The sequence below is a fragment of the Corallococcus llansteffanensis genome (genome assembly GCF_003612055.1).
Lineage (GTDB): Bacteria > Myxococcota > Myxococcia > Myxococcales > Myxococcaceae > Corallococcus > Corallococcus llansteffanensis.
Window position 1 is genome coordinate 1 of sequence record NZ_RAWB01000310.1, and the last position, 11,969, is coordinate 11,969.

Consider the following 11,969-nt stretch of genomic DNA (forward strand, 5'->3'; position numbering starts at 1 on the left):
GCCGCCGCCCGCGCGGCTGCACCTGCAGGCGCTGGAGCGGATTGAAGAGGGCAACGTGGCGGGCGCGACGGCGGTGCTGGAGCTGCTCGTGAAGCAGGCGCCGGACTACCTGCCGGGTCTGCTGGAGCTGGCGCTGCTGCGCGAGCGCGCGGGAGCCCGGGACGCGGCCTTCCCGCTGATGCGCGCCTTGCGCACGCGCGCCGGACAACTGCCGCCAGACACGCTGGTGGATGGACCGGAGGCGCTGCCTGCGCGCTTCTATCTGGCGTCCGCTGACGCCTACCTGAATCTGGGGGCGCTGGAATGAAGGGGACGCCGCGGATGGTGGACGAGGCCCTGGAAGAAGAGACGCGCGATCTGCTCGCGCGCCGGGCCGCGCGCCTGCGCGAGCAGGGTGAGTCGTCCGTGGAGGAGGCGGTCCACTGGATCGCCGAGTTCCCCCTGGGCGAGGAGCGCTACGCGCTGCCCCTGGAGTCGCTGCGCGCCGCGCTGCCCCTGCGCATGGTGACGCCCGTGCCGCTGTCGGAGCCCGCGGTCATCGGCGTGCTGCGCTTCCAGGGCCAGGTGCTGTCCGCGCTGAGCCTGGCGTCGCTCCTGGGCGGCCACGGGTGGCGGCAGGACCCCGCCGTGCTGCTGGTGGTGGACCGGGGCGACGGGGAGCTGTGCGCGCTGGACTGCGAGGCCATCCCGCGCCCCACCACGCTGTCGCTCGCGTCGGTGGAGGCCGCGCGCGCCCGGGCCGAAGGGCCGGTGATGGAGGTCTTCACCCAGGACCGGCAGCTCATCCACCTCATCGACCCGAAGCGCCTGTTCTCCGTGTCGGAAGCAGGGGTGCGCCATGGCCGTTGATCCGATGCTGCAGGGGCTGGTCGCCGGCTTCGCCGTCGAGGCGCAGGAGGTCATCCAGAAGGTCACCATGGACCTGCTGGAGCTGGAGCGCGAGGGGCTGGAGAACGACGCGCTCGCGAAGATCTACACCCGGCTGGGCCGCCACCTGCACACGCTGAAGGGCAGCGCGGCGTCGCTGGGCCTCCAGGACCTGGGCGACATCGCCCACCGGCTGGAAGACGCGCTGGCGCCGCTCAAGGCCACCACGCAGAAGATGCCGCGCCCGGTGGTGGACATCCTGCTGCACGGGCTGGACCTGTTCATGCTGCGCGCCCAGGCGCACGCGGACGGCCGGGGCGACTACCTGCCGGACCCCGCCGCCGCGCTCGCCCAGCTGGTCGCGTCCGCGCCGCCGCCGGAGGCCGCCGCCGTGCTGCCGGGCGGGGCCTTCGCGCAGGCTCCAGCGCAGGCGCCTGCCCTGGTGGGCCCGGGCCCGTCGGAGTCCGGTGCCCCTCCCGCGCAGGAGCCCCAGGGCGAGTCCGCGGACGCGGGCTGGCGGGTGAGCGCGCGTCAGGTGACGTCCCTCATGCGCGAGGTGGAGCGCCTGCGCGAGGTGCGCCTGCGGGTGGAGGAGCGCAGCCGGGAGCTGGAGCGGGTGTCCACGCTGCTGGCCAAGCAGGGCCTGCTCGCGGAGACGGCGGAGGCGCGCACGCTCCTGTCCGGCACGGGCCGCTCGCTGCGCACCGACGGCGAGGAGACGAGCGACATCGTGGACGCGCTGGAGGAGGGCCTCAAGGCCATCACCACGCGGCCCACGCGCACCATCCTGGAGCCCCTGCAGCGCATGGTGCGCGACCTGTCGCGCCAGCTGGGCAAGGAGGCGCGGCTGTCGGTGGTGGGCGCGGAGGTGTCGTTGGATCGGCGCCTGCTGGAGAAGCTCCAGGGCGCGCTCGTGCACCTCTTGCGCAACGCGGTGGACCACGGCCTGGAGATGCCCGCCGAGCGCGAGAAGGCCGGCAAGCACCAGGAGGGCGCGCTCACGCTGCGGGTGGAGCAGCAGGGAAATCTCCTCTACCTGGAGGCGAGTGACGACGGGCGCGGCATCGACCTGGTCGCCGTGCGCCGCGTGGCGGAGAAGCGCGGGCTGGTGACGGCGGACGAGCTGGCGCGGCTCAACGACAACCAGGTGCGCGACCTCATCTTCAGCGAGGGCTTCAGCACCCGCACGGACGTGACGGACACCTCCGGGCGCGGCGTGGGGCTGGACGCGGTGCGCGCCACGGTGGAGTCGCTGCAGGGCCGCATCGAGGTGGCCAGCACGCGCGGGCAGGGCACGCGCTTCGTGCTCACGCTGCCGGTGGACCTGGGCAGCTCCCCCGTGCTGATGGTGCGCGCGCTGGAGCAGTTCGTGGGCCTGCCCATGCTGGCGGTGGAGTCCACGCAGCTGGCGCGCGCGGACCTGCTGCGCGTGGGCCGGCGCCGGGCGCACCTGGAGCACCTGGGGCAGTTGCTGCCGGTGGTGGACCTGGGCGCGCGGCTGGGCCTGCGCGCGTCCACGCCGCCCGCGGAAGGCCAGCCGATGCTCATCGTGCAGAGCGGCGGCCGGCGCGTGGCGCTGGTGGTGGACGCGGTGGTGGGGGACCGGGACCTGGTCATCCGCCCGCTGCCCTCGGAGGTGCGCGACGTGGCGGCCTGGCAGGGCGCGGCGACGCTCAGCCGCGGCGAGCTCCTGCTCATCCTCCGGCCGGACTGGGTGGTGTCGGATTCGGAGAAGGCGCAGGTGTCGGCGGCGAGCCGGCGGGCGCTGGTGGTGGACGACTCGCTCACCGCGCGCGCGCTGCACCGGGCGATGCTGGAGGCGGGCGGCTTCCAGGTGCACCTGGCGGCCAGCGGGGCCCGGGCGCTGGAGCGGTTGGCCGCGGACACCTACGACGTCGTCATCTGCGACCTGGACATGGAAGAGATGGACGGCACGGAGCTCATCGCGCGGCTGCGGGACAAGAAGGAGACGCGCACGCTGCCCGTCATCCTGGTGTCCGCGCACGACAGCGCGCCCGCGCGTGAGCGGGGGCTGGCGTCCGGCGCGGACGGCTTCCTCAGCAAGCGCGAGTGCGCCGCGGGCCGCCTGCTCGCCGAGGTGCTGGACGTGATGAGCCGCCGGGGGAGCCGCGCTTGAGCACGAAGAAGATTCGCGTGCTCGTGGTGGACGACTCGCCCACCATGGCCAACACGCTCACCGCGCTGCTCACCGAGGAGCCGCGCATCGAGGTCGTCGGCCGGGCGGCGGACGGCAACCGCGCCGTGCAGCTCGCGCGGCTCTTGCGCCCGGACGTCATCACCATGGACCTGCTGCTGCCCGGCCTGGACGGCCCGGCGGCCATCGGCCACATCATGTCCCAGGCGCCCGCGCGCATCCTGGTCGTGAGCGCCGTGGCGGAGCAGCGCGGCGTGGACCTGGGCTTCCAGGCCATGAGCGCCGGGGCGCTGGAGCTCATCGGCAAGCCCAACGTCACGAACGCGGAGGAGCTGCGCAAGTGGGGCCGGGAGCTGGCGCACTCGGTGTGCCTGATGGCGGAGGTGCCCGTCATCTCCCGCCGCCCGCGCGTCTCGCAGCCGCAGCCGCTGCCCACCGGGGCGCGGGTGGACGTGTTCGGGCTGGTCGCCTCCACCGGCGGGCCGCCCGCGCTGGCGGAGGTGCTCTCCAAGCTGCCCAAGGACCTGCCGGTGCCGGTGCTCATCGCCCAGCACATCACCGTGGGCTTCACGCAGGGCATGGTGCGCTGGCTGTCCCAGGTGTGCGAGCTCAACGTCACCATGGCGCGCGACGGCGAGCGGCTGGAGCCGGGCCGGGTGTACTTCCCGCTGGACGGCCACGACCTGCTGGTGGACAGCGCGGGCCTGGCCCGGCTGCAGCGCAGCCACGGCGGGCCGTGTCCCAACGGGGACGTGCTCCTGAACTCGCTGGCGACGGCGTACGGCCGGCGCTGTGGTGGCGGCGTCCTCACCGGCATGGGCGAGGACGGCGCGCGGGGGCTCTTGTCCATCCGCATCGCGGGGGGCGTCACCTTCGCCCAGGACGAGGCGTCGAGCGTCGTCTACGGCATGCCGCGCGCCGCGGTGGAGCTGAAGGCCACCGACGGGGGCGTGCCCCTGTCGTCGGTGGCGGAGCTCATCCTGCAGAGCTGCCAGCGCCCCACGTTCCGCCCCACGCGTGGGCCGGATGGCGGCCCACGATGAGCCTTGCGCCCGCAGGCCCCCCCCCCGCGCGGAGGCCCTGGTGCGTGACGGCCGCCGCCCGGTCGTCTGAACGCAGGGTCCAAGGAGAGTCCCCTTGAAGCCGATCGCCCCGCTCCGCCTTCCCTTCCTCCGTGGGCTCGGGCTCGCGCCGAAGTTCGTGCTCGTCACGGCCGTCGTCAGCGCCACCGTGGCCTTCTTCCTCACCCTCATCGCCACGCGCCAGATGGAGGCCAACCTGGAGGAGCGCCACGCCAGCGAGGGCCAGGCCCTGGCGCTGAGCCTGGCCATCGCCGCGGAGCAGGGCGTGTCCGCCGGCATGGGGTCGCTGCAGCCGCTGCTGGAGGCGTTCCGCGAGCGCGATGACCTGGCGTACCTCTTCATCCAGGACCCCACGGGCTACGTGCTGGTGCACTCGTTCAAGGGCGCCTTCCCGGAGGCGCTGAAGGTCGCCACCGAGGCGCGGACGACGGTGGGCCGGGAGGGCATGCGTGTCATCCCGGAGGTGCGGCTCTTGCGCGGGGGCAGGACGCTGCGTGCCCTGGACGTGGCGGCCCCGGTGGCGGAAGGCCGGCTGGGCACCGTGCACGTGGGCATGGCGCGCGAGTTCATCGACGTGAAGGTGAACGCGCTGCGCTGGAAGATGCTGCTGTTCGCGCTGATGCTGGAGGCGGGCGGCGTGGTGCTGGCGGCGCTGTTCGGCCGGAGCATCGTGCGCCCCCTGGCGGAGCTCACGTCGGTGGCGGGCCACATCGTGGAGTCCGGCGACCTCACCCGCCCCATCACCGCCCGGGGCAACGACGAGGTGGGGCGGCTGGCGAACTCCTTCTCGCAGATGGTGGGCAAGCTGCGCGAGGTCACCCTCAACCTCCAGCACGCGGCCACCGCGCTCACCCAGTCCACCGACCACCTCAACGCGTCCTCCACGGACCAGGCGCAGACCATCTCGCGCCAGGCCGCCGCGCTGCAGGAGACGCAGGTGACGGCGCAGGAGATCAAACAGACCTCCACGCTGGCCGCGCAGAAGGCGGAGAGCGTGCTCAGCGTGGCCGAGCGCGCGGACACCCTGGCGAAGGCGGGCGAGGCCTCCATCGAGCAGACGATGGCGGGGCTCAACGACATCCGCGCGCAGGTGGGGGAGATCGCGGAGAAGATATTGGAGCTGGGCGAGCGCACCCGCCAGATTGGCGGCATCACCCAGACGGTGAAGGACCTGGCGGACCAGTCCAACATGCTCGCGCTCAACGCGGCCATTGAAGCCGTGCGTTCCGGCGAGCACGGCAAGGGCTTCAGCGTGGTGGCGCGGGAGATTCGCGCCCTCGCGGACCAGTCCATCCAGGCGACCACGCGGGTGCGGGAGCTGCTGGACGACATCGCCGCCTCCGTCACCGCGGCGGTGCGCATCACCGAGCGCGGCGCGGAGCGCATGGAGGCGGGCCTGGAGCAGGTGCGCGCCAGCGGGCAGAACCTCCGCGAGCTGTCCTCCATCGTCCAGGACAACGCCGCCGCCGTCCGGCAGATCGCCGCCGCGGTGAACCAGCAGAACGTGGGCATCAATCAAATCACCCTCGCGGTGAACGACTTGTCCAAGATGATGGACGACACCGTGGCCCGCATTGGCTCCACCGGCGAGGCGGCCACCACGCTGCAGATCATCTCCGAGCAGCTCTCCAGCGCCGTGGGCGCCTACCGCGTCGAGGCGAAGGTCGAAGCGAAGAAGCAGTAGCCCGCCGGCAAGCCGCACGCGCTGGAAACACGAAGGCCCCGAGTCCCCATGCTGTGGGGGCCCGGGGCCTCGGTGTTTCAGGCGATGACCGTGCCTTTAAGCGGGCACGGCCTCGGCGGCCTCGGAGACGAGCTTCAGCGCGTCGTCCACCACGTCGAAGCGGGCGACGCCGCCGCCCTTGAGGGCGCCGAACAGCAGGGCCTCCGCGAGCTGCTTCTTGAGGGAGTTGTCCACGAGCCGCGCCATGGGGCGCGCGCCGAAGGCGGGGTCGTAGCCGTGCTCCGCGAGCCACGCGCGCGCGGCGGGCGTGAGCGAGAGCTTGACCTTCTTCTCGTCGAGCACCTTCTGGAGCAGGCGCACTTCCTTGTCCACGACCTTGAGGATGACCTCCGGGGGCAGGCCGGAGAACAGGATCCAGCCGTCCAGGCGGTTGCGGAACTCCGGCGTGAAGGTGCGCTCGATGGCCTTCTTCGCCCGCGAGCCGTCCACCACCACCCCGGTGTCACCGAAGCCCATGGCCTTGGTGCTCATCTCCTGCGCGCCCGCGTTCGTGGTCAGGACGAGGATGATGTTGCGGAAGTCCGCCTTGCGGCCGTTGTTGTCGGTGAGCGTCGCGTGGTCCATCACCTGGAGCAGGATGTTGAAGAGGTCCGGGTGGGCCTTCTCGATTTCATCCAGCACCAGCACCGCGTACGGGTGCTTGCGCACGGCGTCCGTGAGCAGACCGCCCTGGTCGAAGCCCACGTAGCCCGGGGGCGCGCCGATGAGCCGGCTCACCGTGTGCTTCTCCGAGTACTCGCTCATGTCGAAGCGCAGGAACTCCACGCCCAGGCTCAGCGCCAGCTGCTTCGCCAGCTCCGTCTTGCCCACGCCCGTGGGGCCGGAGAAGAGGAAGCTGCCAATGGGCTTCTCCGGCGCGCGCAGGCCGGAGCGCGACAGCTTGATGGCGCTGACCATCTCTTCAATGGCCTTGTCCTGGCCGAAGATGACGCCCTTGAGCTCCTTGTCGAGGTTCTGGATCTGCACGCCCTCGCTGGCGGACACGCTCTTGGCCGGAATCTTCGCCATCTTGGAGACGACCTGCTCCACGTCGTGCGCGGTGACGTTGCCGGTGCGCACGCCCTCCGGCTTCAGCCGCTCGGCCGCGCCCGACTCGTCGATGACGTCGATGGCCTTGTCCGGCAGGAACCGGTCGTTGATGTGCTTGGCCGCGAGCTCCGCCGCCGCGCGCAGGGCACCCTCCGCGTACTTCACGTGGTGGTGCTCCTCGTAGCGGCTTCGCAGCCCCTCCAGGATGAGGACGGTGTCCTCCACGCTGGGCTCGGCGACCTCGATCTTCTGGAAGCGCCGGGACAGGGCGCGGTCGCGCTCGAACGACGCCTTGAACTCCTGGAACGTCGTGGACCCGATGCAGCGCAGCCGGCCGCTCGCCAGCGCGGGCTTGAGCAGGTTGGACGCGTCCATGGACCCGCCGCTCGTGGCCCCCGCCCCGACGATGGTGTGGATCTCGTCGATGAAGAGGATGGCGTCGGGCAGCTCCTGGAGCGCCTTGAGCACGCCCTTCAAGCGCTCCTCGAACTGGCCGCGGAACTTGGTGCCCGCGAGCAGCGCGCCCATGTCCAGCGAGTAGACCACAGCGTCCTTCAGCGCCTCGGGCACGCGGCCTTCGGTGATGTGGAGCGCCAGGCCCTCCGCGATGGCCGTCTTGCCCACGCCGGCCTCGCCCACGTAGAGCGGGTTGTTCTTCCGGCGGCGGCAGAGCACCTGGATGGTGCGCTCCAGCTCCTTGTCACGGCCGATGAGCGGGTCGATGCGGCCCGCCTTCGCCTCGGCGTTGAGCTGGGTGGCGTACGCCTCCAGCGGGCTCTTGCGCGACGACTCGCCGTCCTCGTCGTCCCCGGCGGGCGCGGCGCCCCGGCTGCTGCTGCTGTCGCCGGTCTCCTCGCCGTCCTTGCTGATGCCGTGGGAGATGAAGTTGAGCAGGTCCAGGCGGGTGACGCCCTCCTGCTGGAGGAGGAACAGGGCCTGGCTCTCCTCCTCGCGGAACATGGCCACGAGCACGTCGCCGCCGTCGATGTACTTCTGTTCGGCGGACAGGGCGTGCATGGCGGCGCGGTGAAGCACGCGCTCCACGCCAATGGTCTGCTGGGGCTCGGCGTCCACGTCGTCGGGCAGCCGTTCGACCGTCTCCTCCAGGAAGGAGGTCAGGTTCTCCTGCAGGCGCTTGACGTTGGCGCCGCAGGCCTTGAGCACCTCGCGGGTGCGCGAGTCACGGGTGAGGGCCAGGAGCAGGTGCTCCAGCGTCAGGTACTCGTGGCGCATCTTCCGCGCCTCGTCGAGCGCGGTGCGGAAGCTGGCCTGCAATTCTTTGGCAATCGATGGTCCTGCCACGGTTCAGCCTTCCTCGGGTTCCATGGACAGCCGCAGGGGGAACCCGTTGTCCCTCGCCGCGGCCTCCACTGTCTTGAGCTTCGTATCGGCGACGTCGTAGGTATAAACACCCGCCACGCCGATGCCGTTGTAATGAACGTGCATCATGATCTGCACGGCATCCGTCTCTGACTTGTGGAAGATCTCCTTGAGCACGGCCACCACGAACTCCCGCGTGGTGTAGTTGTCGTTGTGCAGGAGGACCTTGTAGAGCGTCGGCCTCTTCAGCTTCTGCTTGGGGACGGCCTCCGTGACGACCTGGCCGTCATCGTGTTGGTGCTTCTGCGCCATGGGCTTGCGGACTCCCTTGCCTTCGCTTCGCGAACCTTGGCGGGCCTTGAAAAACTTCAGGCCCGCTCCTTGAAACCCGTCTCCGCCCACCAGAGCGGCAGGCCGCTTTCAACGGCCGCCCGCTCGTGCGCCAGGAAGCCGCGCACCGCCCGGTCCAACCCGGGGTGGAGGAAGAGATGCGCACTGTACGTGAGGTGCGGCTCGAACCCCCGGGTGAGCTTGTGCTCGCCCCCGGTCCCCGGCTCGAAGCGCTCCAGTCCCCGCGCGATGCAGGCCTCCACCGGGTGGTAGAGGCACACGTTGAAGTGCAGGAACGGGTGGGACTCAAGCGCTCCCCAATAACGGCCGAACAGCGTGCGCGGCCCGATGAAATTGAACGCCCCCGCCACCCGCCGGCCTTCCCGCCGGGCCTCCACGAACTCGCACCGGTGCCGGAAGCTTCCAAGCAGGCGCGCGAAGAAGTCCGGGGTGAGCGACCGCACACCCCACGGGTAGCGGTCCACGGTGGAGACGTAGAGCCGCCAGGCGTCCGCCGGGTCCAGCTCCTCCAGGGCCTCGCCCCGGAGCGTCCGCAGGGTGATGCCCTGGGTCTCGGGCGCGCGCAGCTCGCGCCGCAGCTGGTGCCGCCGCTTGGCGTGGAAGCGGCCGAGGAAGTCCTCGAACGTCCGGTAGCCCGCGTTGGTCCACTGGTACTGCACGCCCAGGCGGACCGCGTAGCCCTGCGCCTCCAGCACCGGCAGCTCCTCCGGGGTGGGGAAGAGGACGTGGACGCTGGAGAGCCCCTCCGCGCGGGCGTACTCCAGGGCTGCGCCGTACAGCTCCGCCTCGCGGGTGGGGCGGTCCTCGCCGGGGGCCACCAGCACGCGGCGGCCGGTGACGGGGGTGAAGGGCACCGCGAGCACCAGCTTGGGGTAGTAGCGCAGGCCGGCGCGCTCGGCGGCGGTGGCCCAGGCGGCGTCGAAGACGAACTCGCCGTGGCTGTCGTCCTTGAGGTACGCGGGCGCGGCGGCCACCAGCCGGGAGCCCCGCCAGAGGGTGAGGTGACGCGGGTGCCAGCCGCGCTCGGGCACCACGCTGCCACTCTCCTCCAGGGCGGCCAGGAAGGCCCACTCCAGGAAGGGCGTGGAGCCTGCGTCCACCAGCGCGTCCCAGGCCGTCTGGGGGACGTCGGTGATGGACGTGAGCAGGCGCAGCGTGGTGGGGAGCGGGGCGGACATGGAAGAAGGGGCCGACGCGGACGGGCCGAGTGCCAGCCTATAACGGCGCGTGTCGCCTGCCGCCACGCCTGCCCGGCGGGCCGCTACTTGCCGCGCGTCAGCTCCGCGGCGAGGAAGGTCGCCACCTCCGTGAGCCCGGCGGCGCCGCGCTTGCGGCCCTCGTCGGACTCCATCACCCGGCGCGCGGCGTCACTGGCCGTGCCCGCCTCCAGGTCCACCAGCACCAGGAAGGCGCTCCAACCGGGCGTCGTGGTCGCCACCTTGCCCGGGCGCTGGGGCCGGTCGCCCAGGGTGGCGGCCACCTTCTCCAGGAGGCCGTCCTCCGTGAGACGTTTCGTCGCCCCGAGCATCTGGGCCCAGGTGGCGTCCAGCAGGGACGTCAAGAGCCGTCCGGAGAGCGCGGTGGAGAGGCGCTGGGCGGATTCCTCCGAGTCCAGGCTGTGGGCGGCGGCGTAGGTAGGCCCCAGCTTGGCGACCACCACGGCCCGGGTGGCGAGGTGGGCGAGGCGCGGCGGGAAGGACATGGGAAACCTCGCCAGGAGGGCAGGGAAGAAGGAGGAGGCCCCCGGACCGGACGGACGGGGACCCGGTGTCTTACATCGGAAGGGCTCCGGGCTCCATCCGGAGTGAATGGAACAGGCGGCGCGTTTGCCTGACAGCCGGACAGGTTGCTATGGGGCCCGGCGCGCCTTAGAGGAAGCAGACTTTCGTCGGGAGAACAGAATGTCCGTGAACATCCAGCTCGAGTGGACCCCCAACCCCAGCACGTTGAAGTACGTGGTGGACCGCAAGCTGCTGGGCGGTGGCGCCGTGAACTTCACCAACCGGGGGGACGCGGAGGCGAAGTCGCCCCTGGCCCTGCGCCTGATGGACATCCAGGGCGTCACGGCGGTGATGCTCGGCACCAACTTCGTCACCGTGACGAAGGGTGACTCCGGGGAGTGGGACGAACTCAACGACTCCGTGATGTCCACCCTGGACACGCACCTCACGGAGGGCCTGCCGGTGGTGGACGAGGCGGCGCTCGCGGCGGCGCGCCAGTCGTCGTCGCAGGAAGGCTCCGTGGAGCAGCGCATCCAGACCATCCTGGACGACGAAATCCGTCCGGCGGTGGCGCAGGACGGCGGCGACATCACGCTGGACCGCTTCGAGGACGGCATCGTCTACCTGCACATGAAGGGCTCGTGCGCGGGCTGCCCGTCGTCCACGGCGACGCTGAAGATGGGCATCGAGGGCCGCCTGCGTGAGGCCATCCCCGAAGTGATGGAAGTGGTGTCCGTCTGAGACGGAACGTCAAGGCGCCGCAGGTCCGCAAGGAGCTGCTGCCGGACCAGTCCCCCGCGCTCCTGCGCGAGCTGCACCTGCTCACGCGCGAGGGACACCTCAACGCGGACGCGCTGCGCAAGCTCAAGCAGGTCAACCACCTGGTGGGCTTGCTGCGCCCCGCGATGGAGGACGTGCAGGCCCGCCACCCGAACCCCCTGGTGGTGGACGCCGGCAGCGGCAACGCGTACCTGGGCTTCATCGTCTACGAGCTGTTCCTCAAGGACGCCCAGGCGGGGGAGCTGCTGTCCATCGAAGGCCGTCCGGAGCTGACCGAACGGGCGAAGGGCCGCGCGGAGCGGCTGCACTTCGACCGGATGCGCTTCCAGACGGCGCACATCGACGCGGCCCAGTACCCCGAGCGCATCCACGTGCTGATGGCGCTGCACGCGTGCGACACCGCCACGGATGACGCGCTGGTGGCCGCCATCAAGCACGGCGCGGACCACGTGGCGGTGGTGCCGTGCTGTCAGGCGGAGGTGGCCGCGCAGCTCAAGGAGAAGAAGGCGAGGGGGCCCGGCTCCATGTCGCTGCTCTTCCAGCACCCCATGCACCGGCGTGAGTTCGGCTCGCACCTGACGAACGTCATCCGCGCGCTGACGCTGGAGTCGTTCGGCTACCAGGTGACGGTGACGGAGCTGACCGGGTGGGAGCACTCGCTGAAGAACGAGCTCATCCTCGGGCGGCGCGTGCACCGGGACAACCGGCGCGCGCGGCTGCAGCTCCAGGCGCTGCTCGCGGAGACGGGCGTGCAGCCCCGGTTGACGCGCCTCCTGGGCATCATGCCCGCGGGGGCAGCGGAAGGTTCGGTGCCGGAAGGCCCGGCGCCGGAAGGCTCGGGCTCGTTAACAGAGCCAGGGTCCGAAGGGGAAGCCGCACCGGGGGCCGTGCCCGGGGCGGACGAGCGCGAGGCGTGAGGG

General features: G+C 71.5%; 10 protein-coding genes and 1 pseudogene. 7 read left to right on the forward strand and 4 right to left on the reverse strand.

Features of this window, described 5'->3' with window-relative positions; genetic code table 11:
* From D7V93_RS25915 to D7V93_RS25935, 5 genes and pseudogenes are all read left to right on the forward strand, one after another.
* Positions 1-307: pseudogene (locus D7V93_RS25915) on the forward strand (CheR family methyltransferase); the annotation flags it as partial.
* The gene (locus D7V93_RS25920) at positions 304-849 is read left to right on the forward strand and encodes a chemotaxis protein CheW (RefSeq protein ID WP_120645947.1); all 546 of its coding nucleotides are present in this window, start codon (positions 304-306) and stop codon (positions 847-849) included. The pseudogene D7V93_RS25915 and the gene D7V93_RS25920, both read left to right, overlap by 4 nt.
* Entirely contained in the window at positions 839-3,004 is a 2,166-nt protein-coding gene (locus D7V93_RS25925; protein WP_120645948.1) for a hybrid sensor histidine kinase/response regulator, read from the forward strand. The genes D7V93_RS25920 and D7V93_RS25925 overlap by 11 nt, the downstream gene beginning before the upstream one ends.
* Entirely contained in the window at positions 3,001-4,065 is a 1,065-nt protein-coding gene (locus D7V93_RS25930; protein ID WP_120645949.1) for a chemotaxis protein CheB, read from the forward strand. The genes D7V93_RS25925 and D7V93_RS25930 overlap by 4 nt, the downstream gene beginning before the upstream one ends.
* A gap of 94 nt (positions 4,066-4,159) precedes the next feature.
* Positions 4,160-5,788, forward strand: a complete 1,629-nt coding sequence (locus tag D7V93_RS25935) for a methyl-accepting chemotaxis protein (RefSeq protein ID WP_120645950.1) — start codon at positions 4,160-4,162, stop codon at positions 5,786-5,788.
* Between the two features lie 96 nt (positions 5,789-5,884).
* On the opposite strand, the gene clpA is transcribed toward D7V93_RS25935, so the two are convergent.
* From clpA to D7V93_RS25955, 4 genes are all read right to left on the reverse strand, one after another.
* Positions 5,885-8,179 carry an ATP-dependent Clp protease ATP-binding subunit ClpA gene (clpA, locus tag D7V93_RS25940; protein WP_120645951.1) on the reverse strand — a complete coding sequence of 765 codons (2,295 nt, stop codon included), beginning with the start codon at positions 8,177-8,179 and terminating at the stop codon, positions 5,885-5,887.
* A gap of 3 nt (positions 8,180-8,182) precedes the next feature.
* Complete coding sequence (locus D7V93_RS25945) at positions 8,183-8,509, reverse strand: ATP-dependent Clp protease adaptor ClpS (protein ID WP_120577101.1); 327 nt, start codon at positions 8,507-8,509, stop codon at positions 8,183-8,185.
* 56 nt (positions 8,510-8,565) lie between these two features.
* A complete protein-coding gene (locus tag D7V93_RS25950; protein ID WP_120645952.1) occupies positions 8,566-9,726 on the reverse strand; it encodes a GNAT family N-acetyltransferase in 1,161 nt (386 codons plus the stop codon).
* A gap of 83 nt (positions 9,727-9,809) precedes the next feature.
* A complete protein-coding gene (locus D7V93_RS25955) occupies positions 9,810-10,250 on the reverse strand; it encodes a hypothetical protein (RefSeq protein WP_120645953.1) in 441 nt (146 codons plus the stop codon).
* 199 nt (positions 10,251-10,449) lie between these two features.
* Between D7V93_RS25955 and D7V93_RS25960 the strand changes: the two genes are divergently transcribed.
* On the forward strand, positions 10,450-11,010 hold the full coding sequence (locus tag D7V93_RS25960) for a NifU family protein (protein ID WP_120645954.1): 561 nt from the start codon (positions 10,450-10,452) through the stop codon (positions 11,008-11,010).
* 113 nt (positions 11,011-11,123) lie between these two features.
* Positions 11,124-11,966 carry a class I SAM-dependent methyltransferase gene (locus D7V93_RS25965; protein WP_279636948.1) on the forward strand — a complete coding sequence of 281 codons (843 nt, stop codon included), beginning with the start codon at positions 11,124-11,126 and terminating at the stop codon, positions 11,964-11,966.
* The last annotated feature ends 3 nt before the right edge of the window (positions 11,967-11,969 follow it).

Excerpts from the sequence above, each read along its gene's own strand:
- D7V93_RS25920 (WP_120645947.1), top strand. The coding sequence starts at position 304 with ATGAAGGGGACGCCGCGGATGGTGGACGAGGCCCTGGAAGAAGAGACG.
- D7V93_RS25925 (WP_120645948.1), top strand. The coding sequence starts at position 839 with ATGGCCGTTGATCCGATGCTGCAGGGGCTGGTCGCCGGCTTCGCCGTC.
- D7V93_RS25945 (WP_120577101.1), bottom strand. The coding sequence starts at position 8,509 with ATGGCGCAGAAGCACCAACACGATGACGGCCAGGTCGTCACGGAGGCC.
- D7V93_RS25950 (WP_120645952.1), bottom strand. The coding sequence starts at position 9,726 with ATGTCCGCCCCGCTCCCCACCACGCTGCGCCTGCTCACGTCCATCACC.
- D7V93_RS25955 (WP_120645953.1), bottom strand. The coding sequence starts at position 10,250 with ATGTCCTTCCCGCCGCGCCTCGCCCACCTCGCCACCCGGGCCGTGGTG.
- D7V93_RS25960 (WP_120645954.1), top strand. The coding sequence starts at position 10,450 with ATGTCCGTGAACATCCAGCTCGAGTGGACCCCCAACCCCAGCACGTTG.